Here is a 24,414-nt window from a genome sequence, read left to right on the forward strand (position 1 = left end):
ACGATCCCGAATCTGGGCGAGGTCGGGCAGATGCAGACGACATCTGCCGACCATGACGGACATCACGAACCGGGCGTCGCGTCGTCCGGCGCGTCGTCCGGCGCGTCGTCCGGCGCGTCGTGCGGCGCGCTGCCGATGAGGAAGTCCCCGACCGACGACTCCGTCGCCCAGTCGAGGCCGAAGGTCCGCGCGGCCAGGTCGGCGTCACCGCTGCCGAGGCCGCAGGGCCCCATCCCCATCGCGGTGGCCACGAGGTAGAGGGTCTGGTACAGCACGCCGACGTTCTTCAACGTGGCGGCGTACGCCAGGCCCGAGTACTTCCACGACAGCCGCCGGAACCGCGAGGTGATGGTGATGAGCACGTCGGGGTCGGCGGCCCCGGCCGTCGCCCGGCTCGCCACGGCCAGCATCGCCCGCGCGTCCTCGGCCCTGGCGGGCAGCGTGATGAGCCGGTGGCCGAGCGGGTCGTAGTAGTAGACGCCGCGATCCAGGCCCTCGCACCTGCTGACGGTGAGGTACAGCTCGAGCTCGTAGACCGCGCCGCCGCCGGGGTAGGGCCTGCTGCTGGCCTCGTAGGGCATCCCGGGCTTCGGCGCGACGACCTCCCGCACCCGCGCGGCCCGGTAGAGCAGCTCGCCGAGCTGGCGGACGGTGGGCGGCGCGTCGGCGTACGCGCGTACCGACCTGCGCGACTCCAGCACGGTGGTGAACGGCGGGTCGGCGGCCGCGGTCTCCTCCAGTGAAGGCACGAACAGCTCAACGACCGCGCCGTCGGACAGCTCGGGCGGCGGTTTGATCGCCGGTTCGGGCGGCAGTTCCTCAAGGAAGCGGAAGGTCGCGCCGAACGGCTGGTCGTGCCGCCCGATCCTGCTCCTGCTGTGGAAGAGCAGGTCGTGGAAGTCCCAGGCCCGCAGCGTGGGATCGGTCTCCTCGGCGTCTCCGACACAGGCCAGGCCCGCCCCGACCAGATGGCCGAGTGCCTCGGGCGCCTCCTTCGCCGGGACCGCGCGGCCGAGCGCCGCGAGCAGCGGCATGGCCTCCTCGGTCAGCATGGCCCGGTGCCTCGACAGCGGCGACTCGAGGACCAGGCCCTCCTCCGCCCTGCGGACCAGCGCGAACCTGGACAGGCGCACCATCTCGTCGGGGGCCAGGTCGGGCGGCTGGAAGACGGCGTCGCGGGCGATCGGCACCACCCGGAGCAGCGGCTCGACCGCGTGCACCAGGACAGGGCGCAGCCGGGAGAGCACCAGGTACAGCAGGGCGGCCTCCTGACTGGTGCCGCCCGCCGCCAGAAGTCTCTCCACGAGCTCGTCCTCGCCGGCGAGTGCGCCCGGCAGCTCGCGCAGGAGCGACTCGATGCCCGGGGTCAGGCCGCGCGCGGTGAGCACGCCGAAGGGATGCGCGATGGTCAGCGCCCCGCCGCTCGTGTCGCCGTCCGCCGACGCCACGACGGCGTCCGGACGCAGGCCGACCCGGCACACGGTCGCCGGCGCGATCGTGGGACCCACGGTCGTGGAAACCGGAGTCACGGGACCCGCGGTCATAGGAACATCGTGATGGGGTTCATCTGCTCCTCCGGGGTGGGCTCGGCCTGCCAGCCGAGCCGGACGGGTACGTCGTAGAGGCGGCCGGGCGCGAGCCGCCGCCAGAAGTGGCGCATGCCCGGCACGATGACCTTGACGACCGGCAGGCCGATGTCGGGCCTGGTCTGGTCGAGCACGAGCATCTCCATGCCGCGCTCCTCCACCAGCGCGCGGGCCGCGGCAATGTCGTCGAGCAAGTCGGTGGTGGCGGGCCTGTCGTACGCCGCCGCGGCGACGGGCGGCCCGCCGGGCGCCAGATAGGGGTGGTCTTCGATGCGCGCGGTCTTCCACCAGGTGAGCTGGTCGCTGTCGTGGAAGCGGTAGCGGGTGCCGGTCTCGTCGGCGTCGATCACCGCGGGGATGAACTGGTTCATCTCGGCCAGGGCCCGCTGGACGGCGATGCGCGGGTCGAAGTGCGCGCCGAAGGCCATGAGGATGTCCTCGGTGGGTCCCTTGACGCGGCGGCTGACGGCGACGGCCACCGGGATGCCCAGATCGGTGGTGAGGTCGAGCACGTGCAGCTCACGGTCGAGCCCCGCGTAGACCTCCTGGAACTCCGTCATCCACGGGTCGGCGAAGCTGTCGAGGTCGAAGGCGGGACGGCGGACGCGGTTGTACCACCACAGGGCCACCGCGTCCCGTTCGACGAGCTCCATGAAGCCCTGCACCACGGCGTCCTCCAGTGAGGACCCGGCGGCGTTTCCGTTGGAGTCGGACCAGACGGAGCTCGGGACGGAGCCGGACGGGTCGCGATAGTAGTAGTAGAGGTAGCCGGTGGGCACGTACTTGTGCCGCTGTTCGGTCAGCGACCACACGGGCGTCCACTCCAGCGTGGCGTCCTCGTCGAGGGGGTCGCTGACGTAGCCGTAGCTGGAGCCCCCGCGGGTCTCCGTCCGGGTGCGGTACTGCTCCTGGCTGTAGAGCGAGCACGCGTTCGGATGGACGGCGTCCGCGCCCAGCTCCCGGTAACTGGCCGCGAGCCTCGCCTCGTCCCCCTGGAAGATGCCCGAGTACCGTTCCATCGCCTCGCACATGGCGCTGACCTTGGCCTGCAGGTCGGTCGTGCCCTTACCCGCGCTCTGGCTGCGCAGACCGGTGCGCAGGGCGTGCAGGTCGCGTACCTGCCTGGCGAAGTTGTGGCCGGCCGCGTACGTCTTGACGAACGGCGTTCCCGAGTCGACCCTGGTGAGCTCCTTGATGACGCCGGTGACCGGGCTGACCAGGTGGGCGTACCGCTCCGCGGTGTCCTCGGGATGCCGCGAGCGGTGGCCGCCGTCGGCGGTGAAGGTCTTGGGGCGCGGGCTCAGCTCGACCGGCCGCGCTGCCGCGGCGGCCACCAGCCCCGCGTCGCCGCACTCGGGGCACTGCGGCCGGGGGCGCAGCTCGTGGCGGGTGGTGCCGAGCCCCTGGGTGTCGAAGGTGATCACGTCGCGCTGCTCCGGGCTCCTGGCTCCCGCCAGCCACTTCAGCGCCTCGGCCGCGACCAGGCGGATGCCCGCCTCGCGGATCAGCGGCAGGTCGGCGACGGGCAGGGCCAGCGGTCCCGTGCTGCGCAGCCGTTCCTCCAGGTACGTCAGCGACTGCCGATGCCCTTCCAGCCGCTGCGACAGGCAGCGCCAGCAGCCGCCCTCCCCCGGCTGGAACACGGGCCCCAGCCAGAGGACCGGACCCACGGGACGGGCCAGCAGCCACGGCCGTCCGTCCGCCAGGTGCCGCCTGTTGATCTCGGCGAGTTCGTCGCGGAGGTAGTTGTCGGTCAGCACGACGGTCAGCGCTCCCGACCCCGGGTCGGCCACCTCCCCATCGGTTACCTCCATCCCCTCTGCGGCGAGCAGCCGGCCCAGCTCCGCACCCGGCACGTCGCCCACGGTGAGCACCCCGACCCGCGCGTTCCGCACCCCGGCGGCCGCGGTCTCCGCGTGCGGCCCCGCCATCTCCCAGAACGCGGCCTCCCGGTGGGCGGACGTCCCCCGGTCCAGCTCCTCGGTGACGTCGATGACGAGACCGCGCTCCCGAAGCCGGTGGATCACGTAGTAGACGTGCTCGGGCGGGAGGTCGGACTCCGTCGCCGTGAGGATGTCCGAAGTGGTGTGCTTGCCGTCCAGCAGGCCCGCCACCGCCTCGATCGATCGGCCGGTGAGGAGGTGCAGCTCGCGCTCGGAGATCAGGTAGACCCCCTCTCCCTCGATGGTCTCCACCCGGTAGTGGCGGCGAAATCCCGGTCGGGCATCCACGGCGTTCCTTTCTGAGGAATCAAATCAGTGCGCGAGTCGGAGCGAGGCGACCTGGTCGTCCGCCAACCGCAGGAGGGTGAGACCCGCCGCTGCCAGCCCGTTGACGGCGGACAGGGTCAGCCGGTCGGCGCGCCGCCGGTCGGCGAACCATCGTCCGGTGTGGTCGCGGCGGCGCAGCAGTTCGGCGGCGAGCGATCGTGCCGACCGCGCCAGCGCCTGGTCGCCGGTCAGGCGGGCGGTGTGCAGCGCCACCTCGGCGTCCACCACCAGCCGCACGCAGGAGCGTCCCGGGTCGGGCGCGCAGTGCCTGGCCACCCGCTCCCGCAGCCCGCCGGGCACCTCGCCGGTGAGCAGGTGCGCCGTGGCGACGGCGGCGAGCAGCGAGCCGGGCGTGTCGAGGGCGAATCGGTGCGCGGCCAGGGTGGTCGCGCAGGCGTCCTGCTCCCCGATCGCGGCCGCGCCGGCGGCCAGCGCCCACACCAGCCCGTCCACGCCGGTGGGCAGCCCCTCCAGGGCCGGCACCCGGTCCGGGTACGGCCGCCGGGCCGCACCGCCCATGCCGCCCGCGCCGCCCGAGACGACAGTGGCCCCCGAAGTAAACTCGGCCAGCAGCTCCGCGTGCAGCCGCGCGGCGAGCTCGTCCGCCGCGGGCACCGGCACGGGGGACGCCTCGCGCAGCTTGTTCAGCGCGAGCAGCAGCCCCGCCCGGCCGAGCACGGGCTCGGCCGAGGTCGGCAGGGACAGCTCGCCCTCGGCCAGCGGCACCAGCGCCGCCGCCCGTTCCACCAGCCTGGTGTCGGCCAGTGCGGCGCCGCAGCGGCTCAGCGCGTAGATGGCGGAGCCGACCCCGACGAAGGCGCCGACGGGGGCCAGCGTGCCGCACATCCTGCGGTAGAAGGCCGACCGGGTGGACAGCGTCGCGAACTCGACCGAGGCGTCCAGCGCGTCCTGCGCGGCCGTCCAGTGCGCGGGGGCGCCGGTGTTGGCGTACAGCTCGGCGAGGAAGACGGCCAGGCCCGCCGTGCCGGTGAGCAGGTCGCCGTGGAGCGGTTCGATCTGGTCCAGCCCGTGCGCGGGGTAGGTGACCACGCCGATCCAGCCGGACCGCTCGCCGGGCGGTCTGCCGGTGAGCGAGCCGGGGGGCGAGCCGAGCGGCACGGCGCCGGCCAGCACCTCGTCGGCCAGTTCACCGGCGCGGGCGAGCAGCACCTCGGCCTGCGGCTCCTCCTGCCGACCCGACAGGTCGTAGGCGTGCAGGCCGATCTCGCGCATCGTGCGGGGTCTCGGCCCCGGACTGGGGAAGGATGCGGGCAGTTCGCCCGCGCCGGTGAGGTCGAGGCAGGTGTCCAGCACCGCCAGGTGCTCCTCCACGGGGAACCCGGCCAGGTCGGCGACGCGGTCCTGCAGGCGCTGCCAGGCCGTACCCGAGAAGTGCCCGGGGATCTCGACGCCGTCGGGCGTGAACACCGAGTCCGATGCGGGGCGGGAGACGAAGAGCGGGACGTCCATCCGGCGGAACGCGTCGATCTCCTGCTCGACGATCTCCAGGATGTCCGTGCGGCCCGGGTCCTCCCGCAGGGTCTCCCTGGCGCTGCGGAACAGGTGGGCCAGGCAGACCTCCCTGGCCACTCCGTCGATCAGCGCGCCGGGGCTGACGCTCATGCGGAGCAGTTCGACGCAGTCCCAGGTGCTGCGCCAGATGTAGCGGACCGGCGCGTCCCTGAGCAGGGCCAGCGGGCCGCGCACGTCGGCCAGCAGCTCCTGGTTGCGCGTCAGGCAGGCCTGCATCTGCCGGTAGCCCTCGATCACCTCGTCGGCGTAGCGGCGGGGGTCGGCCAGCTCGCCCGCGCCCCACGTGGGCCGGTACGGCGGGGCCTCCCAGCCCAGGGGATACCCGTAGGAGTTCTCCGCGACCTGCTCCTGCAGCGGGGCCAGACAGCCGATGTCCTGAGCCTGGACGCCACCCGCGATCACCCGGGGGAAGGTGACGACGGCGGTCTTGACCACCGTGTCCTCGACCCTTCCCCACAGACTCTGGATCCGGTCGCTGAGGTGGGCGGGCTTGCTGATCCGGGCCTGCAGGATGTTCTCCAGGTCGATGAAGACCGGCGTGTCGCCCCGCGCGACCAGGTTGTCGGCCCACAGGTCGCGGCACTCCAGGAACTGGGCGAGTCTGGCCAGCATGCCGAGGCGCGTGTAGAAGCGGCGGACGCTGTCCTCGTCGGTGCCGGGCTCGGCGGTGACGTACTCCTCCCAGCCGTAGTCGTCGCGCAGGACGACCTTCCTGGTGTGCAGGGCGAGCGGCAGGCCGTGGTTGTTCAGCAGGGTGCACACGTCCATCAGCCCCACCACGGAGCGCAGGTCCTTGGGCTTGTAGACCACGCGCTCGCCCGAGGCGAAGGTGAGCAGCGTGACCACCCTGCCGTGGTTGTGCGGGTCGCCCGAGTCGCCGGAGTACCCGGTGACCGGTCCCGGCGCGGCCCACCCCCACAGCGTCCTGCGCAGCTCCGGCAGGTCCGCGCCGAGCCGGTCGAACAGCTCGTGGACCACGCGTTTCCACTGCAGGCACGCCATGCCCATGACGTACGCGAGCCCCGGCAGCGTCTCCAGCCGGTCCAGCCAGCCCGACTGGCTGACGTCGAGGCCGGGGCTCTGCAGCCAGGCGGACATCTCGCCCGCGGTGCCGGCCAGCTGCGCCTCGAACGCGAACCCGGAGAAGCACACCTGGGTGAGGCGTTCGATGAGCTGTCCCGCGATGTCCTCGCACGCCTCGGGGGTCACGGGCACGCCGCGCACGGTCCCGTCCTTGATGTCGACCAGCCGGTTCACCGCGCGCCTGAACGCCACGAAGGGGGCGCCCGGTCGCCCGGAGGCGGGATCGGCTCCGGCTGTGGGCGGCTGCGCGAGCAGGAAGTCCACCAGCGCGTACCCCCAGTCGGGCAGCCTGCGCGGATCTTTCAGCCTGACGTCCACGAGCCCGGCGCCGAGGTCGCGTCCCGAGCGCCTGCGGTGGTGCAGCAGCGCCCTCTTGGCGTCCTCGTCGTCGCCGACCGCCGCCTTGAGCCAGCGGTTGGTGCGTTCTGACGCCTGGCGTCGGCCCCGCCCCGTGACGGGGGCGAAGAACTCCCCCGACACGCGTTCGTGGAACGGCGCGGCGGCGGCCAGCACGGCCATCAGCCGCTCGTCCCCGCCGGGGACGGCGAGCAGCCCTTCGCCCTGCGCTTCGGCGTATTCCCGGTGAACCGAGACGGGCATCTCAGACCTCCTGTCGGCGGACCATGCGGGCGAAGAGCGGGTTCCGCTCCACCAACTCCTCGAAGGGGCCGTCGGCGACGACCCTGCCCTGGTCGAGTACGTAGATCCGATCCGCCGACCTGATGGTGCTCAGTCGATGCGCGATCACGATCCTGGTGATGTCCAGCTCGGCGATCCTCTGGCTGACCAGCGCCTGGGTGACGTTGTCCAGAGCGCTGGTCGCCTCGTCGAGGACGAGGATCCGTGGCCGCTTCACCAGCGCTCTGGCGATGAGCAACCGCTGGAGCTGGCCCCCGGAGAAGGAGGCGTTGTCCTCGCTGACGATGGTGTGCATGCCCATGGGCATCGCGGCGATGTCGCCGTCCAGGTCGGCCAGGCGCGCCGCCCGCCAGGCGTCCTCCTCCGTCGCGCCGGGCACATCCCCGATGATGTTCTCCAGGATCGAGCCGCGCAGCACCCTGGCCTGCTGCATCACGACGCCCACCTGGGTGCGGACCCGGCGCAGGTCGAGGTCGCGCAGGTCACCCCCGTCATAGAGGACCTGGCCGGTGCGCGGCGGCTCGAAGCCGAGCAGCAGCCGCACCAGCGTGGACTTGCCCGCGCCCGACGGACCGGCGACCGCGACGAACTCGCCCGGCCGGAACACCATCGAGACGTCGTCGAGGATCCGCTGGGTGGTGCCGGGGTAGGCGAAGGAGACGCCGCTGAGCCGTACCAGACCGGTCAGCTCGCCCGGATCCTTGGCTTCGGGCGGCGTCTCGGCCGGCCGTTCGAGCACAGGCCTGAGCCGTTCGAACCCGGGCAGCAGGGCGAAGGCCGCCTCCACCGCCCGGTTGACCTGGCCGAGGGCGAGCACGAACTGGCCGAGCGCCACCGCAGCGATCACGAAGGAGGCCGCCGACACGTGCAGGCCCAGTGCCGAGACGGCGAGGACGAGTAGCAGCGTCGGCTGCGCCGCTGCGCCGATCGCCGAGGTCACCGCCCGCTCGCGCTGCGCCGCCGCGGCGGCGCGCTGCTGCGTGACGAACAGCCGCGTCCACAGCTCGAAGACCTGGGCCTCCCGGCCCGCGACGTGGATCTTGTCGATCGCGCTGAGGCAGGAGTAGAGCAGCGAGTAGACCTTCCCGTACTGCTCGTGCATGACGAGCTCGTGCCGCTGCTGGCGGACCGCGCGCGCTGCCAGCACGGCGAGCAGTGCCGCCACTCCGGCGAGCACGGCCACCGCCAGCCGCCAGTCGACGACCAGCAGGCCGAGCAGGCCGAGCAGGGAGAACACGCCGCCGAGGAGCGAGTTGACCGCGGCCTCCCCCAGCGACTTGCGCATGTCGGAGACGGCGTTGGCCCGCTGGACCAGCTCGCCGGTGCTGTACTGGGCGAAGAACGGCAGGTCGAGGGCGATCAGGTGGCTCCAGACCGCGGGTTCGAGCCTCTCCTGCAGGCGGCCCTGCACGCGTACGAGCACCGCGTTGCGCACGGCGAGGAGCATGGCGCCGGCGCAGACCACGCCCGCGATGAGCACCGCGATGCCGATCATCGCCGGCCGGTCTGCGGGGTTCGCCGCGGTCTTCAACAGGGTGAAGGTGAACATGGGGACACCGAGCGCGAGCAGCGCGGCGCCGCCGCCGGCCGCCAGCAGCCACGCCAGGTCCTTGCCCGCGCCGCGCAGGCCGTATTTGAGCAGGCCGAGGGGCGAGGTGATGCCCTCGTCGAGCGGCGGGTAGACCTGCCAGGCGTCCGGGGCGAGGGCTGCGGCCGCGGTCTCGTTCACCCGGCGCGTGCCCCCGTCGGCGATCAGGTAGCCGCCGCGGTGCGGCAGGAGCGCCACCGGCCGGCCGCCGTCCCGGGTGAAGCCGATCATGGGGACGGTGGCCTTGCGCCACCACCGCTCCTCCAGACGCACCCGCCGGTGTCTGACCCGGGCGGCGTCCAGCGCGGCGCCCAGGGGATCAGCGGACTGGTGCTCACCGGATCGGGGAGCGATGTCCCGCGTGGCGAACCCGCAGTGGTCGCCGAGCGTCTTGACGACCTCCATGGCGTGTTCCGCCGCGGTGCGCGGCCTTTCTGGCGAATGGGCCGCACCCGCGGCGACCGCGACGTCGGCGAAGGACCGCCTGAGCGTCTCGCCGGTGGCCGCGACCCGGGCCGCGCGCCAGTTGTCCCGGTCGGCCTGCTCCGCCTCGGCCAGCAGCAGCACCTGCGCGAGCGCTCCCCTGTGCAGTGCGCGCAGATCGCTGTAGCCCAGCGCACGCGGCTCGCCCTCACCCGGCGGGGGGACGCTCCGCCCGCCGTTCCGCCCGCCGGGCCCGTGCAGTCCGCGCGCCCACGCCGTCAGGGCGCCCGCGTCCCTGCGGACGCGGCGCACCGACGTCCCCTCGGCGGGGACCGCCATGACGGTGTAGCCCCGCGGCAGGTCGGTCGCGGCGAACCCGTGCATGAGCTGTCCGCTCTCCACCCGCACGACGGGGTGGCGGGGACCCTGGCCGTCCGTGGGGGACAGCAGCACGTCCACGGAGCCGCTGACCACCCGCCAGCAGGCGTAGGGGTCGATCAACTCGATCTCGCTGACGGGATATCCGTTCATGCCGCTTCCTCGACGAGCGTGCGATAGGGGCCCGGCCCGGCGATGAGCTCGGCGTGCGTGCCGCGCTGGACGACCCTGCCCCGGTCGAGCACGAGGATCAGGTCGCTGTCCCGCACGGTGCTGAGCCGGTGCGCGATCACCACGCACGTGCAGCCCCTGGCCTTCAGGTTGGCGTCGACCAGGGCCTCGGTCTCCGCGTCCAGCGCGCTGGTGGCCTCGTCGAGCACCAGGACCGACGGGGACAGCGCGAGTGCCCTGGCGATCTCCATGCGCTGCCGTTCGCCGCCCGACAGGTTGCGGCCCCGCTCCTGGATCCAGCCGCCCGACAGCCCGCCCCTGCGGTGGACCACCTCGGCCAGGCAGGAGTCGGTGAGCGCCCTGTGCAGCCGGTACGACGGGATCGTCGGATCCCACAGCGTCAGGTTGTCGGCCACCGTGCCCTCGAACACCTGCAGGTTCTGCTCGACGTAGCCGACCGAAGTGGTGAGCGTCTCCCTCGGCGTGTCCTCCCTCGGGACGCCGTCGAACCTGATCTGCCCCGACCACGGCCGGACGGCGCCGGTGAGCAGGCGGGCCACCGTGGACTTGCCGCTGCCCGTACGGCCGACGATGGCGACCCGCTGACCGGGCTCGGCCCGGAACGACAGTCCCTCGATGACCGGCCCGTGCTGGCGGTCGTAGCCGAACGTCACCTCGTCGAACTCCACGGCGCCGCGCAGGCCGCCGGACATCTCGGATGTCTCGGACGTGAGGGGCAACGCCGCATGCTGCGGATCGGGTTCGGTGCAGAGCGCGTCGTCGAGCATGCTGGTCTGCGCGACCACGATCTGGGCCTGGGCGCCCAGCCCGACCAGCGAGGTCACCGGCACGAGGAAGGCGCCGACGAGAAGCTGGGCGGCGATGACCGTGTCCATGGTGACCTCGCCGCCGGCCATCAGCACCCCGCCGGTGATCACCACGGTGGCCCCGGCGAGGGAGCCGAGCGAGGCGGGCACCACCATCAGCGCCTGGGTGACGCGCATCAGGTCCTGGGCGGCCGACAGGCTCCGCGCCGACAGACCCGCCCACTTGGCGAAGAACCAGCCCTCGGCGCCGTCGGCCTTGAGCGACTCGGCCATCGAGACGCCGTTGAAGGCCATGCTGTCCCTGTGGTGCTCATCGAAGATCAGCCGTTGCTGGTGCGGCGCGCTGCGACGGCTGACCGCGCGCATCGCCAGCAGGTTGACCACCGCCAGCACGCCGGCGACCACGGCGAACACCGGGTGGAAGACGAAGAGGATCGAGGAGTGCACCACCATGGTCAGCGCGGCGGCGATGGCCGTGGCGACCCGATCCGACAGCAGCAGGGCCAGCCCGGCGCCGAAGGCCGTCCTCGTCACCAGGCCGCCCGTCGCCCGCCTGTGGAAGTAGTCGCCCGGCAGCCGCAGCAACCGCCACATGTAGCGGCCCGACAGGTCGGCCGCCATCGCCATCTGGACGGCGGTGAGCAGCCGCTGCTGCGCCCAGGTCCCGACCAGGGTGAAGGCGACGCAGCCGAGCAGCCCCAGCAGCACGGGCGCCGACCAGGTGGGATCACCGGCGACCAGCACCCTGCCGAGCAGCAGCCGGGTGAGCAGCGCCGTGGCCGCGGCGGGAACGGCGAGCATGAAGGCCATGACGGCGATGGCGAGCAGCGTGGACAGGTACGGCCGGACCTTGGCCAGCGCCGAACGGGCGAGAGGGAGGCGCTGCCCCCCTGGTGTGAAATCCTCGCCCGGGCGCGGCACCATCACGATCCCGCTGAACCGTTTGCGGAAGTCCTCCCTGCTCAGCCGGACCCTGCCCACGGCGGGGTCGTTCAGGTAGGCCCATCGCCTGCGCATGCCCTCCAGCACCACGAAGTGCCGGCGATCGACGAAGATCATCGATGGGACGGGGAAGGTCTCCAGTTCGTCGGCCGTCACGCGCCAGGCGCCGATGTCGAAACCGTATTCCTGGGCCGCCGCCTTGATGCCGGCGCCGGTCAGCCCGTCCCTGCCGACGCCGCACCGCTCCCTGATCTCGTGCAGGGGTACGCGCAGGCCGTGGTAGGCGAAGATCATGCTCAGACAGGCGGGCCCGCAGTCGGCGTCCTCCATCTGCGGGCGGCGCTCGGTGCGTACGGGACGCCGCCGCCTGGTCGCCGTCTCCGACCTCGCCGGTTCGGACCTGGTCGCCGTCTCAGACACGGCGGCCTCCCGGGAACAGCGCGTCGACGGGACGGACGACGGCGACGGTGATCTCCGCCGCCACCGGGGTCAGCGTGGCGCCCGGCCAGGCCGGCCGGTCGAGATCGACGGACACCAGATATCGGCCGTCGGCCCGCAGCGCATCGCCGAAGAGCGGGCGCAGCATCTCCTCGGACGCGGGGTACGGCTCGACGGCGCCCACCCGTCCCGGTACGGCGCCGGCGACCATGACGGGCTGGCCGGGCGCGAGCGCGCCGACCCTGTCCTGACCGACCATGAGCAGTGCCCGCAGGGGACCGGCGGCGGGGTCGAGGGCCGCGACGGTGCCGCCGACGGCCAGGGTGGTGCCGGGGGCGGCCGTACGAAGCACCCGGCCGCTCAGGGCACCCGTCACGATGTGCCGGTTCCCCTTTCCATCAGAGAGCACGGCCAGCGGAGTCGCCGGGGTAACCTCCTGCCCCGCATGGACCAGCACCTCGGCCAGGCTGCCGGCCACGGGGGCGGCCACCGGCACGGGCCCGCCCCCCGCCACCAGCACGCCCGTGGCCACGACCACGTCGCGGACCTGACCGAAGAAGGCCCAGCCCGCGCCGCAGCCCGCGACCAGGATGAGCGCCACCGCGGCGAGCCACGCCTTGGTCCGCACGGTGGAGACGAGCTGGTCGATCCGTTCGCCTCCCGGCGCCTCCAAGACGGGCGTGGTCATCGGAGGCTCGCCTCCGGGGGGTTTTGGTCCATGCAGAAGCAGAAGCTGAGCAGGCACGGAGGCACCGCCGCCGTCACCTCGCCGTCGAGCGCCTCGATGACCAGCTCGGTAACGGGTTCCGATGGCAGCGCCGGCGCGCGGACCCCCTCCGCGAGCGTGAGGCCGTACTCCGCCAGGATGGACGCGGGCTCGCGCTCGTAACGGATCCTGAGGCCGGCGTCGGACCACGCCCGCGCGGTCAGCTCGCCGAACTTTCTGCGCTGGGCGGTGTCCCAGCCGATCGTGTCCCTGCCGATCGTGTCCACAGTCATCAAAAATCTCCCGCCGGGTGGTATGAGATGCTTCTTCCGCGGGGTGGTGAGCATCTGGACTGCCCACCACCCCGTCTGGGCGTACTGGGCCCGGCCGTCCCGGGCCCGCTTGTTCTGGCTCGGTTGTTCTGGCCCGGACGTGCTGAGATGTCTCGGGTGGTCTGCCAGGTCTCAGGCGCTCTGCCTGCCGGACAGGCATCCGGTCGGACAACTGACGGTGCCGATCGTGCCGAGGGCGCCGCCCGCCGACGACTCCAGGCTCTCCAGGTCGATGGCCTGGTCGGGCTGGGCGGGCAGGTCGGGAGGGGGAAGCTCGCGCGGCCAGTCGACGCCGGCGTCCGCGAGTGCGGCGCGTGGGTCTCGCGCGAAGTCCCGCCTGATCGACTCGTCGGACCAGGCGAGTGCGAAGAAACGGGCGAGTTGGGTGCGTAGCTCGTGAGACAGTGTCGGATCTTCCGGCATGATGTCACCTCGTCACGGAGGCCCCGGGGTCGCGGGCACCTGCTCGTCCGCTCTCTCCGGAAGTCGGGGGGCGGCCTCCTGTTGCTGTCCAGTTTCGTGATCAGCCGCTGGGGCCACCAGAAACAACTAACACCGACATATCGTGATATTCATCATTTCGGACGGTTCGTCGGTCTCGATGGCATCCGCTGTTCCCGATGCGCGAACCCTCGCATCTCTCTCTGCGCCTCGCGGGCCAGTTCGAGCATGTCGCGCAGCTCCTTCTTGACGTGCTCGGCTTCGCCGTCCGCGCCGCGGAGGACTTCCCGGCCCTGCGCGGCGATGGCGTCGAGACGGCTGCCGAGGACTCTCTCCAGCTCGCGCATCGCCCGCGCGCGCTGGGCCGCCAACTCGACCGTGACAAGCTCGGCCCTGGTCGCGTACAGGACCCTCGCCGTCTCCGCGAAATGCGTCAGACCCGCGAGACAGACGGCCATCACCGCGACCGTCAACGTCCAGGACATCATCTCCTGAGGAGGGTCGCCGAGGGCCCTCGACTTGAACGCCTCCGCGAACAGCACAAGCGCGAAGGCCGGCAGGGAGAACGGCCTGGGGAGGAATCCGAGCGCCGCCGCGGCCAGGAAGATCCCCAAAGTGGCCCACCACGCGCCGAGGAACGGCAACGGCGCGTAGACGAGGAGGGCCATCGCCGCCACCGCCCAGTGCCGGCGGTTTCTGAGGGGACCGGCGAAGCCGGTCGCGACGTACAGTACGACGACGGCGGTCAACAGGATGACGGCGGGGATCCACCGGTCCGGGCCGCTGTCCTCGATGTAGTGCCTGAACACCCGGCTCATCAGGACAAGGGCGAACGCCAAGACCGCGGCGCGGCCGAACCGCACCTCCAGCGGTGCGCGAGCGGCCACCCGCGGTTCACGAGCCCGAGTCACAAACGGATCATGGCAACCGATTCCGGCCGAGGCAACGCCTCACGGGCCGGCGTTCGGTACGAGACACGCCTTCGCAGAGCGCTTTTCTGGAGACGCCCTTCTGGAAAGGCGCCCTTCTGGGGGGCGCGCACAGACGGAGGCGCCCCCCAGGACAGGTCAGTTGGGCAGCTGGCTTGAGGCAGAGCCGTACGTGCCCGCGCAGGCAGCGGTGGCCGCGGTGCCGCCGATGGTGCTGACCGAGCTCGCCGTGCCCGCCGTACCCGCCGTGCCCGCCTCGGCGACGCCGGCCGCGACCTCCAGCTCCTCGACGCTGAACTCGCCCTCGGGCTTCGGCGGCAGCACCGGCGTGGGCACGCCCTCGGGGTAGACGATGCCGTACTCCGCGAGCATCGCCCGGGGCTCGCGACCGTAACGAGCCTTGACCTCCTCCTCCGCCCACGCGGCGGCGATCAGCCGGGCGAACTTCTTGCGGTCCTCGTCACCGAGAATGTAAATGCTTTCGGCCATCGGGCCACTCTCCTTCCGCCCCGGCTCGCGACCGGGATCCGACGGGAGTGACAGCGGGCATCTGGACTGCTCGCTGCCCCTTGTTGCAGGTTCAGACTCGCCCGAGACGACCTTCGGCGGAAGGCACAACTAACACCAACCGGCCGTGATAACTGTCACGTGGCCCGCGGGGGCGTGGCGCCACAGGTCCGGCGTCGAGGGCCCGGTCCCGCCGGCGGCCTCGGAAACGTCGCCAGAGATCAGGAGGCCTCATCCCTGGTCCGCCCGCTGAGCCAGGCGGCGATCTGGGTTCGGGAGTTGAAGCCGAGCTTGTCCAGGATGTGCTCGATGTGCCCTTCCGCGGTGCGCTGTGAGATCACCAGCGCCGCCGCGATGTCCTTGTTGCTCAGCCCCTGCGCGACCAGTTCGGCGATCTCCGACTCACGGCGGGTCAACGGCCACAGGCGTCCCGGAACCGCGGCGGTTTCGGGCCGCTCGGGCGACTCCTCCTTCAACGCGTAGCGGATCGCCTCGCCGTACGACATCTTGGCCCCGCGCTTGAAGGCGGCTCGGAACGCCGTCTCGCCCAGGGCCTCCAGCGTCAGCGCCTCGCATTCATCGTGATAGCGCCTGAGGCAGCCGAACTCGGACATCGACGCGTCGACCGCCTGCCACACCCTGTCGAGCACGCCGAAGAGCCGGGCGGCCCGCTCGAACTGCTTCTCGCTCACGGCGGTCCAGGCCAGCACCTCCAGGCTGATCCCCGCCCCGGGGAGGTCATCGAGCCTGTCCAGGCACCGCAGCGCCTCCTGCTCCCGCACCGTGGCCTGCCGGAGATCGCCCAGCCGCCAGGCCTCGAGGCCCAGCGCCGTCATCGCGTACGCGCGGTGCCACTGTTCCCGGTGCTCCTCGCAGAGCGCCACGCTCTCCTGCCCGGCGGCCGTCGCGCGGTCGTCGTCGCCCCGCAGGCCGTACACCAGGCAGAGCCGGTTGAGCACGACCGCCAGGCCCACCGGGTCACGCGCCGCGCGGTGGTCGTCCGCCGCCTGCTGATAGAGCCGGAGGGCCTGGTCGATCTCCCCTCGGCCCATCGCCACCATCGCGGAGTACGTGGTCACGTAGGCGAGGACGTGCTTCAGGCCGAGACGCTCGGCGATGGCCCCGCTCTCCGCGAGCATGGCCGCGGCCGGCTCGTAATCGGCCTGGATGACGGCGAGCCAGGCGGCGGCCGCCAGCGCACGGGCCCTGACCTCGCCCGGCTCGGAGTCGAGGGCGAGGCCGCGATCGAACCAGCGGCGGCCCTCGCCCACCTGGTAGCCGGCCCGCCAGTGATAGAGCAGATCCGTCGCCATCTCCAGGCCGACCCGCGCCTCGCCGGGTTCGTCGAAGGACCATTCGAGGGCCGCCCGGATGTTCGGCTGCTCCTCACGTAGGCGCAGTGACGTGACGATGTGATCGGGGCCGAACAGCTCGGCCCGCGCCCGCGCCGCCCGCCGCCGGAAATGGTCACGGTGCCGCCGCCGCAGCGCGTTCTCCTCGCCGGACTCGGCGAGCCGCTCCGCCGCGTACGCGCGGATCGTGTCGAGCAGGCGATAACGCACCCCGGCCCGCTGCCGCTCCTCCCTGATCAGTACGGATTTCTCGATCAGCCCGCTGATCAGGTCGAGGACGTCCTCCCTGGCGATGCCGTCTCCGGAGCAGACCTCCTCGACGGCCTCGAGGTCGAGCCCGCCGCGGAACACCGAGACCCGCTGCCACAGCAGCCGCTCGGCCTCCGTGCACAGGTCGTAACTCCAGTCGATCGACGCCCGAAGCGTCCGCTGACGCGTCTGCGCCGCCCGCGACCCCGAGGTCAGGAGCCGGAAGCAGTCGTCCAGGCGTTCCAGCACCTGTTCCACCGACAGCGCGCGCAGCCGTACGGCCGCCAGCTCGATCGCGAGGGGAAGACCGTCGAGCCGCGCACAGATCGCCGCGACGGTCTCACGGTTGGCCTCGGTCAGCTGGAATCCGGGCAGGACCGCCGCCGCCCGCTCGGCGAACAGCCGGACGGCGTCGGACTCGTCCACCGGCTCGGCGAACAGCGGCGACCCGACCGCGCCGGTCGACGGCGGCAGCGGCAGGGGCAGGGGCCCGAGATCGAACGTCTGCTCGCTCCCGATCCCGAGCGCCTGCCGGCTGGTGGCGAGAATGCGCAGGTCCGGCAGGGCACGCACCAGCGTGTCCACGAGGACGGCGCACTCGGCGAGCAGATGCTCGCAGTTGTCCAGGACCAGCAGCACGCTGCGGCCGACCAGGTGCTCGATCAGCACCTCCACCGTGGGACGCGACGACACCCGCGACGACACGCCGACGGTCTCCGCCACGGTCTGGACGACGAGTTCCGGCCGATCCAGCGTCGCGAGCTCGATCAGCCACACGCCACCGGGGAAGGCCCGGCGCACGTCCAGCGCGACGCGGGTGGCCAGGCGCGTCTTGCCGACCCCGCCCACCCCGGTGACGGTCACCACATGCGACATGGACAGCATGCGCTTGACCTCGGCCACCTCGTGCCGACGCCCGACGAAACCGGTGACCTCGACGGGCAGCCCGTTCTGTCCTCGCTTAACCGCCCTCGCCGACCCCGCGGCCATGGTGCTTCACGCCGCCCTGGATCAGGTTGTTCTCAGGCGGCGCAGAATCTGCTCCCGCCGGTTCTGCAGGTTGCCGATCAGGGCCTCCTGCTGTTCCACGTTGGTCAGCAGAACCGCGCGCTCCGCGGGATCGGTCGGGGCGTCCCAGCTCTGCCCGATCTCCTCCCGCATCTGCACCGCCTCCCGGTGCAGCCGCGCGATCTGCGCGTCCACCTCTTCGAGCCGGCTCTTCAGCTCGGACTCGTCGTTCGCCACGCGATCACCTCCGCCCGTTCACCTGTACGGCCGTTCGGACGCCGAGTCGTACCTCCCCGAAACACGCATCGGGGGTCGTCTCCTCACATTCCACGAACACGGGAAACTAACCGAGACCTGGGCCGACATCCCCGGCCTGAGGTGATCCCCCCCTTTCGTGCGGGAGATCCCGGAGGAAGGCATGGGGGATGTCCCCTAGCCCTCGAGAACGAGGGCCGTACGTCAATAGCACTACCCCGATTTGGTCTTCACGTCCGATGCTCCCGCCTTGATCGCTTTCTACCGTTGAAGCGCAGATAAGGGAGTGATGATGGAACGCCGGAAGAAGAACCTCGCCGCCTCGATCGGCGGCTGGAGTGCCCGCCACCGCTGGTGGGCGCTGCTCATCTGGATCGCGTTCGTGGCCGTCACGACGTTCGCGGGGAACGCCGTCGGCACCGAGAAGATGAAGAGTTACGAGAGCCTGAACGGTGACTCCCGCCAGGCGGGCCAGATCCTGGACGAGGCGAACTACAAGGACGTGGCGAGCGAGGTCGTGCTGGTGCAGACCCGCACGGGGTCGCTCACCGTGACCGACGCCGCCTTCCGGCGGGCCGTGATGGATGTGAAGAGTGCGATCGAGGCGACCGGCCAGGTCGAGAACGTGCGCACGCCGTATGACGAGCAGCCGTCCCCGGTGACCGCGGACCGGCGCACCACGCTGGTCCAGTTCGACATGAAGGGCGAGGGCGCCACCGCCGCCGACCGGATCGAGCCGGTGCTCGACGCGGTGGCGGGAGTCCAGGGGTCGCACCCGGACCTGCGGATCGAGCAGGCCGGCGGCGCGAGCGCCAACAAGATGATCGGCGAGGCGATCGACAAGGACTTCGTCCGCGCGGAGCAGCTCTCGCTCCCGATCACCCTGGGCATCCTGCTCGCCGCCTTCGGCGCGCTGCTGGCCGCGGTGGTCCCGGTCGCCCTGGCGATGACGGCCATCGTCGCCGCCACCGGCCTGCTCGCGTTCACCAGCCAACTCCTGCACGTGGACTCGGCGACCAGCAACGTCATGCTGCTCATCGGTCTCGCGGTCGGCGTCGACTACTCGCTCTTCTACATCATGCGAGCGCGTGAGGAGCGCGCGAAGGGGCTCGGCAAACGGCGGGCCCTCGAGATCGCGGCGGCCACCTCGGGCCGTGCCGTACTGATCTCCGGCATCACGGTCGTCGTCGCCATGGCCGGCATGTTCCTCACCGGCAACGGAGTCTTCATGGGCTTCGCCGAGGGCACGATCCTCGTGGTGCTGACCGCCGTCGTCGGCTCGCTGACCGTGCTGCCGGCGCTGCTCTCGCTGATCGGCGACAAGATCGACGCCCGGCTGATCCACGGCACGGTCCGGGTCGCCACCCGCGGCCGCGTCACCTGGCGGCGCGTGCTCGGCGTCCGCGGCGGGCAGAGCCGGATGTGGGCCGCCATCCTCCGTCCGGTGCTGCGCCACCCGCTCGTGTCCGTGATCATCGCGAGCGGCCTGCTGGTCGCGCTGGCGATCCCCGCGCTGAGCCTGAAGACCGGCCCCCAGACCATCGACGACCTGCAGGGCGACTACGCGATCGCGCAGACCTTCAAACGGATCGACAAGGCCTTCCCCGGCGGGACCGAGCCGGCCGTGGTCGTGGTCAGGGCCGACGACGTCACGACCCCCGAGTTCACCGCCAAGATCGAGGAGTTCAAGCGGCAGGCCCTGGCCACGGGTGAGGCCAACGAGCCGTTCTACGTCGCCATAAATCCGGACAAGACGGTGGCGAAGATCTCTATCGGCATCAAGGGCTCCGGCATCGACGAGGTCTCCGAGCACGCGGTCCACACGCTGCGTGAGAAGGTCATCCCCGCCACGCTCCCCGGCGCCCACGTCACCGGTGGCACGGCCGCCTCGATGGACTTCAACGACCAGCTCAGCCGGACCATCCCGCTGGTGTTCGGATTCGTCCTGCTGCTCGCCTTCATCCTGCTGCTGATCTCGTTCCGCTCACTCGTGATCGCCATCAAGGCGATCCTGCTCAACCTGCTGTCGGTCGCGGCGGCCTACGGCGTGCTCGTGCTGGTCTTCCAGAAGGGGTACGGCGACAGCCTCCTGGGCTTCCACTCCATCGGGACGATCACCGACTGGGTTCCGCTGTTCCTGTTCGTCATCCTTTTCGGCCTGTCGATGGACTACCACGTCTTCATCCTCAGCCGCATCCGGGAGGCGTACGACAAGGGCATGCGCACCGAGCAGGCGGTCACGGTCGGGATCACGAGCACGGCGGCCGTCGTGACCAGCGCGGCGCTCATCATGGTCGCGGTGTTCGCCACCTTCGCCACGCTGTCCCTGCTGACCTTCAAGGAGCTCGGCATCGGGCTCGCGGCGGCGATCCTGATCGACGCCACGATCGTCCGCGCGGTGCTGCTGCCGGCCTCGATGAAGCTGCTCGGCCAGTGGAACTGGTACCTGCCGCGCTGGCTCGGCTGGCTTCCCCAGCTCTCCCACGGCGAAGCGGAGATCGAGGAGGAGACGGCACCCGCGGAGCGGGAGCCGGTCCTGGTCGGCTGATCTCCCAACCTGTACGGCCCGGCGCTCGGGTGGCCCGTCCACCCCGTCGCCGGGCCCAGCTGTCATGGGGAGAACGGTTCGGCGAAGTGGGCGGGGGCGAGCACGGCGGCGCGGGCGAGAATCGCCATGCGGCTGCGGACGGCCTCCGCGGGGTCCGTGTCGTACACGTAGGTGATCGTGGGGTCGGCGAGCTGGACGGGGTGGTGCAGCACGTCGCCGCTGATCACCAGGTCCCCCACCTCCACACACTGGTGTCCGGGTGTGTGGCCGGGGGTGTGCAGCAGGCGGATCCCGGGGAACACCTCGGCGTCGCCGTCCACGACCTCGATCAGGTCCTCGATGGGGGCCACCACCTGCTCGCGCGTCTGCCCGGAGACCCAGTCGAGCTCGGCCCGCTGGATCAGGTGGCGGGCGTTGGGGAAGGCGGGGACACCGCCCGTGACGCAGCCGCTCGCGTGGTCGCTGTGCAGGTGGGTGAGCACGACCGCGTCGACATCGGCCGGTTCCACTCCGACAGCGGCCAGCTCCCCGCCGATCCTCCCGGGCACCGGCGCCCAGCTCGCGGCCGGCGAGTCCGTACCACCGATCCCGGTGTCCACCAGGACGGTACGGCCCGCGGCCCGCAGCAGGTAGCAGTGGAAGTGCAGCACCCACTCGGCGTCATCGGGGAAGGACGAGCCGGGAAACATCTCGGGCAGCGGCTTGCGGATCTCCGCCCCCATCGGCCCGACGGCATCACAGAGCGGGATGATCTCGACATCCGCCACGATCCTCGACTCATGCGGCACCCGACCACCGTAACGCGCGGGACCGACAGCCGTCGCGCGCGTTTCAGGCCCTGCACGCCAGGACGCCATGCGGTACGCCAATATGAGCGGGTGCTCGCGGACATCATCGACTACCTGATCTGCCCGCTGTGCGGGACCGCCCCGTCCCTCACCGCTGGCTCGGTCCGCTGCGCGCGAGGACACAGCTTCGACGTCGCGCGGCAGGGTTACGTCAACATGCTGACCGGATCTGCCGCGGCGGGCACGGCAGACACCCCCGCGATGGTCGCCGCCCGGGCGGAGTTCCTGTCGGCGGGTCACTACGCGCCGCTCACCCGCCGCCTCGCCGAGATCGCCGGAGCGGCCGGAGTGGTGACGGACGCGGGCGCCGGGACCGGCCACTACCTGGCCGGAGTCCTCGGCGAGGGGACCAGAGGCCGGGCGGGCATCGCCCTCGACGTGTCCAAGCACGCGCTCAAACGGGCGGCGCGCGCCCATCCCCTGATCGGCGCGGTGGCCGCCGACGTGTGGCGTGGCCTGCCCGTCCGGGACCGCTGCGTGGACGTGCTGCTCAACGTCTTCGCACCGCGCAACGCCGCGGAGTTCGCCCGGATCCTCCGCCCCGGCGGCACGCTGATCGTCGTCACACCGACCGCCGGACATCTCCGCCCTCTCGTGGAGCGGCTCGGGCTGCTCTCCGTCGACGAGGACAAGGACCGCCGCGTCGAGGAGACCCTGGGCGGCCGGTTCGCCAGAGCCGTACAGGAGGTGATCGAGATCGGGTTGACGCTCCGCCACGCGACGGTCGCCTCGGTGGTGGAAATGGGCCCGAGCGCCTGGCACACCCGTCCCGACGAGCTGGCCGGGCGCATCGCCGACCTCCCCGACCCGGTGCAGGTGACGGCGTCCTTCCAGATCACCCAGTGGGTCGTACGACCCTAGCGGTCAGGGCGCGCGTAGCACGAGGATGGCCAGGTCGTCGGACATCGGCTCGGGCGCGAAATCCTGTACGGCACGGCGGATCCGCTCGGCCACCGCCCGAGCCGACAGGTCGACGCACTCCGCCAGCAGCCTGGACAGTCCACCGTCATCGTCGAGGAGCCGGGTGCCCGACCGGCGCTCCGTCACCCCGTCGGTGACCCCCAGCAGCACGTCGCCGGGCCCCAGGTGTGCGCTCTCGGCGCGGAACTCCGCCTCCGGGAAGACCCCCAGCAGCGACTGGGGCGAGCCGACCACATCGACGGCGCCGCTCGGCCGCAGTCGCAGCGCCTCGGGGTGACCGGCGGAGACCAGGTGGATGGTGAGCCCGCCCTCGACGCGGGTGATCTCCCCGTGCAGCAGGGTCAGGAACCGGGCACGCTCCCCTTCTTCGAGGATGGCGTGATTGAGCCGGCCGACGACCGCGGCCACGCCGTACCCCTCGCGGGCGAGCAGCCGCAGCGTGTGACGGGCGAGGCCGGTGACGGCCGCCGCCTCCGGGCCGGTGCCGCAGACGTCGCCGATGGCGAACCGCCAGACTCCCTCACTGACCGGGAACAGGTCGTAGAAGTCGCCGCCGACCTCGTTGGTCTCGCCGGCCGGCTCGTAGATGACGTGGAAGTCGAGCCCGGGCGTCGTCGGCTCGTCGGGCGGCAGCAGGCTTCGCTGGAGCGCCCGGTTCGCCGCCGCCTGCTGGGCGTACAGGCGCGCGTTGTCCATCGCGAGCGCCGCGCGGCGACTGAGGTCCTCGGCGAGCTGCATCGCCTCGTCGGGGAACCGGTCGTGCCGGCCGAGGCACATCACCCCGAGTTGCCGCCCCCGGGCGGTCAGCGGGAAGGCCAGGGACTGCCAGCCGTCGACGTGCAGCACCACGGGGCCGTCCTCCGACGGCATCTGGGCGTCGGCGAGCCGCTCGCGCAGCCCGTCGATCTGCATCTCGTCCGCATGCCACAGGTAGGCGAGCCGCAGCGGCCCGGTGGCATGCACAGCGGTGTAGACGGCACACCAGCTCGCCAGCCGGGGCACCACGACCTGCGCGATGATCGCGGGGACCATGTCGGGGTTCAGCGTGCCGGCCAGCAGTTCGCTCGCGTCGGCGAGGAAGCCCAGCCAGCCCGGCCCCCGCGCGGCCTCGGCGATCCACTCGTCCGCCGACTGCACCTCACCGCCCGGCAGCTTCAGCCGGGCCCAGCGGTTCCGGAGCGAGGGGGTGAACGTGACGCCCCAGGAGGCGGCTCCGGCGAGCGAGCCGAACTCGGCCTGCTCCGACTTCTCCCGCACCTCTATCTGCACGCTGTCGCCCTGATGGATCCAGACGACCTCGAACGGCTCATCCGGCGCGCCCGCCACCAGCTCGGCCGCCAGCCGCTCGGCCTCGGCGTTCACGGACATGGCAGCCCAAGCGGTCATCACCTCTCGGGTGAACCGCTTGGCGTCGGGTACGGCGGTCTCGCCCGGCGTGAAGGACGCGGCGAGGACGGCACGAGGAGAATTATTCACCGTCATCGTGCATACCACATTCTCGCTTACTGGAGTAAACAAGGGGACGTCGCATTCGGCGGAACGTGACAGACTGACAAGGAGTCCGCGGCTGGATGGCTGTACGTCTTGGTCGCCGTACATGTGGGTCTTGGTCGCGTAACCCCCGCGGGGTGAAGGAGGCTAGATGGCGTCCGCCAACGTCGAGGCGGCTGGGACGGAGCGGGGCTACACCGAATCCGATCTCACGCCATTCCTGGAAACACTCGTCATGTGGCGGGACGGCAACTTCCGCAGACGGGTGCCGCACGCCCCGCCCGGTGTCCTCAGCGAGATCCGGCTACTGCTCAACGAGATGGCCGACCGGCGCGAGCACCAGGCCAACGAGCTGGCCCGGGTCCGCCGGGAGATCGCGAAGGAGGGCAGGTTCAGCGAGCGGCTCAGCCCCGGCCCCGGCGTGGGGTTGTGGGCCGAGAGTGTGGAGGCGGTCAACGATCTGATCGACGCGCTGGTCACCCCCGTCAGCGGCGCGGCGGACGTCATCGACGCGGTGGCCAAAGGAGACCTGTCCCGCAAGATAGAACTGGACCGTAGCTCACGCGGCGAGGTCAGGCGGCTCGGCAAGGCCATCAACGGCATGGTGGACCAGCTTTCGCTGTTCACCTCCGAGGTGACCCGCGTGGCCAAGGATCTGGGCACCGAGGGCAGGCTGGGCGGCCGGGCCAACCTGAAGGGCATGGCCGGAAGCTGGCGAGACCTCACCGAGTCGGTGAACACCATGTCGGCCCGCGTCTCCGCCCAGGTGCGCGACATCGCCGAGGTCACCACCGCGGTCGCCAAGGGCGACCTCAGCCGCAAGGTCACGGTCGACGCGGTCGGCGAGATGCTGGAACTGAAGAACACCGTGAACACCATGGTGGACCAGCTGTCCGCGTTCGCGGAGGAGGTCACCCGCGTCGCCCGCGAGGTCGGCACCGAAGGCCAA

The 24,414-nt window shown here is 71.6% G+C and carries 17 protein-coding genes; 3 read left to right on the forward strand and 14 right to left on the reverse strand.

Annotation, left to right across the window (positions count from 1 at the left end; all coding sequences use genetic code 11):
* Window positions 1-62: 62 nt before the first annotated feature.
* From Mth01_RS23875 to Mth01_RS23930, 12 genes are all read right to left on the reverse strand, one after another.
* Window positions 63-1,544, reverse strand: coding sequence for a SagB/ThcOx family dehydrogenase (locus tag Mth01_RS23875; protein ID WP_204018174.1), 1,482 nt, complete (start codon window positions 1,542-1,544; stop codon window positions 63-65).
* A complete protein-coding gene (locus Mth01_RS23880) occupies window positions 1,541-3,817 on the reverse strand; it encodes a TOMM precursor leader peptide-binding protein (protein WP_204018175.1) in 2,277 nt (758 codons plus the stop codon). The genes Mth01_RS23875 and Mth01_RS23880 overlap by 4 nt, the downstream gene beginning before the upstream one ends.
* Window positions 3,818-3,841: 24 nt before the next feature.
* Window positions 3,842-7,072: a type 2 lanthipeptide synthetase LanM gene (locus Mth01_RS23885; RefSeq protein WP_204018176.1), complete on the reverse strand. Its 3,231-nt coding sequence runs from the start codon at window positions 7,070-7,072 to the stop codon at window positions 3,842-3,844.
* Window position 7,073: 1 nt separating this feature from the next.
* On the reverse strand, window positions 7,074-9,653 hold the full coding sequence (locus Mth01_RS23890; RefSeq protein ID WP_204018177.1) for an ATP-binding cassette domain-containing protein: 2,580 nt from the start codon (window positions 9,651-9,653) through the stop codon (window positions 7,074-7,076).
* Entirely contained in the window at window positions 9,650-11,860 is a 2,211-nt protein-coding gene (locus Mth01_RS23895) for a cysteine peptidase family C39 domain-containing protein (RefSeq protein ID WP_204018178.1), read from the reverse strand. Before Mth01_RS23895 ends, Mth01_RS23890 begins: the two co-directional genes overlap by 4 nt.
* A complete protein-coding gene (locus Mth01_RS23900; protein ID WP_204018179.1) occupies window positions 11,853-12,566 on the reverse strand; it encodes a hypothetical protein in 714 nt (237 codons plus the stop codon). The genes Mth01_RS23895 and Mth01_RS23900 overlap by 8 nt, the downstream gene beginning before the upstream one ends.
* Window positions 12,563-12,877 (reverse strand): TIGR04351 family putative TOMM peptide, encoded by a 315-nt coding sequence (locus Mth01_RS23905; RefSeq protein ID WP_204018180.1) that lies wholly within the window; start codon window positions 12,875-12,877, stop codon window positions 12,563-12,565. The genes Mth01_RS23900 and Mth01_RS23905 overlap by 4 nt, the downstream gene beginning before the upstream one ends.
* A gap of 171 nt (window positions 12,878-13,048) precedes the next feature.
* Window positions 13,049-13,339, reverse strand: coding sequence for a hypothetical protein (locus Mth01_RS23910; protein WP_204018181.1), 291 nt, complete (start codon window positions 13,337-13,339; stop codon window positions 13,049-13,051).
* A 152-nt stretch (window positions 13,340-13,491) separates the two neighbouring features.
* On the reverse strand, window positions 13,492-14,268 hold the full coding sequence (locus Mth01_RS23915) for a sensor histidine kinase (RefSeq protein ID WP_204018182.1): 777 nt from the start codon (window positions 14,266-14,268) through the stop codon (window positions 13,492-13,494).
* Between the two features lie 156 nt (window positions 14,269-14,424).
* Window positions 14,425-14,775: a thiocillin family RiPP gene (locus tag Mth01_RS23920; protein WP_204018183.1), complete on the reverse strand. Its 351-nt coding sequence runs from the start codon at window positions 14,773-14,775 to the stop codon at window positions 14,425-14,427.
* 239 nt (window positions 14,776-15,014) lie between these two features.
* Window positions 15,015-17,384 carry an ATP-binding protein gene (locus tag Mth01_RS23925; RefSeq protein ID WP_204018184.1) on the reverse strand — a complete coding sequence of 790 codons (2,370 nt, stop codon included), beginning with the start codon at window positions 17,382-17,384 and terminating at the stop codon, window positions 15,015-15,017.
* 21 nt (window positions 17,385-17,405) lie between these two features.
* Complete coding sequence (locus tag Mth01_RS23930) at window positions 17,406-17,639, reverse strand: hypothetical protein (RefSeq protein WP_204018185.1); 234 nt, start codon at window positions 17,637-17,639, stop codon at window positions 17,406-17,408.
* A 310-nt stretch (window positions 17,640-17,949) separates the two neighbouring features.
* On the opposite strand from Mth01_RS23930, the gene Mth01_RS23935 reads away from it, so the two are divergent.
* Entirely contained in the window at window positions 17,950-20,205 is a 2,256-nt protein-coding gene (locus tag Mth01_RS23935) for an MMPL family transporter (RefSeq protein ID WP_204018186.1), read from the forward strand.
* Window positions 20,206-20,267: 62 nt separating this feature from the next.
* Here Mth01_RS23935 and Mth01_RS23940 read toward each other — a convergent pair whose 3' ends face one another.
* Window positions 20,268-20,993, reverse strand: a complete 726-nt coding sequence (locus Mth01_RS23940; RefSeq protein WP_239089949.1) for an MBL fold metallo-hydrolase — start codon at window positions 20,991-20,993, stop codon at window positions 20,268-20,270.
* Between the two features lie 90 nt (window positions 20,994-21,083).
* On the opposite strand from Mth01_RS23940, the gene Mth01_RS23945 reads away from it, so the two are divergent.
* Window positions 21,084-21,914, forward strand: coding sequence for a putative RNA methyltransferase (locus Mth01_RS23945; protein ID WP_204018187.1), 831 nt, complete (start codon window positions 21,084-21,086; stop codon window positions 21,912-21,914).
* Window positions 21,915-21,917: 3 nt separating this feature from the next.
* Here the strand turns inward: Mth01_RS23945 and Mth01_RS23950 are convergent, their stop codons facing one another.
* A complete protein-coding gene (locus tag Mth01_RS23950; protein ID WP_239089950.1) occupies window positions 21,918-23,456 on the reverse strand; it encodes a PP2C family protein-serine/threonine phosphatase in 1,539 nt (512 codons plus the stop codon).
* A gap of 160 nt (window positions 23,457-23,616) precedes the next feature.
* Here Mth01_RS23950 and Mth01_RS23955 point away from each other — a divergent pair.
* Window positions 23,617-24,414: HAMP domain-containing protein (locus tag Mth01_RS23955; RefSeq protein WP_204018189.1), on the forward strand; the 798-nt coding region annotated here is incomplete at its 3' end.

Source organism: Sphaerimonospora thailandensis (assembly GCF_016863115.1).
Taxonomy (GTDB): Bacteria; Actinomycetota; Actinomycetes; order Streptosporangiales; family Streptosporangiaceae; genus Sphaerimonospora; species Sphaerimonospora cavernae.

What these genes read in the sequence shown, in the direction of transcription:
- Mth01_RS23920 (WP_204018183.1), bottom strand. Translation starts at nt 14,775, where the DNA reads ATGGCCGAAAGCATTTACATTCTCGGTGACGAGGACCGCAAGAAGTTC.
- Mth01_RS23935 (WP_204018186.1), top strand. Translation starts at nt 17,950, where the DNA reads ATGGAACGCCGGAAGAAGAACCTCGCCGCCTCGATCGGCGGCTGGAGT.
- Mth01_RS23890 (WP_204018177.1), bottom strand. Translation starts at nt 9,653, where the DNA reads ATGAACGGATATCCCGTCAGCGAGATCGAGTTGATCGACCCCTACGCC.
- Mth01_RS23910 (WP_204018181.1), bottom strand. Translation starts at nt 13,339, where the DNA reads ATGCCGGAAGATCCGACACTGTCTCACGAGCTACGCACCCAACTCGCC.
- Mth01_RS23925 (WP_204018184.1), bottom strand. Translation starts at nt 17,384, where the DNA reads ATGGCCGCGGGGTCGGCGAGGGCGGTTAAGCGAGGACAGAACGGGCTG.
- Mth01_RS23885 (WP_204018176.1), bottom strand. Translation starts at nt 7,072, where the DNA reads ATGCCCGTCTCGGTTCACCGGGAATACGCCGAAGCGCAGGGCGAAGGG.
- Mth01_RS23875 (WP_204018174.1), bottom strand. Translation starts at nt 1,544, where the DNA reads ATGACCGCGGGTCCCGTGACTCCGGTTTCCACGACCGTGGGTCCCACG.
- Mth01_RS23900 (WP_204018179.1), bottom strand. Translation starts at nt 12,566, where the DNA reads ATGACCACGCCCGTCTTGGAGGCGCCGGGAGGCGAACGGATCGACCAG.
- Mth01_RS23950 (WP_239089950.1), bottom strand. Translation starts at nt 23,456, where the DNA reads ATGACGGTGAATAATTCTCCTCGTGCCGTCCTCGCCGCGTCCTTCACG.
- Mth01_RS23905 (WP_204018180.1), bottom strand. Translation starts at nt 12,877, where the DNA reads ATGACTGTGGACACGATCGGCAGGGACACGATCGGCTGGGACACCGCC.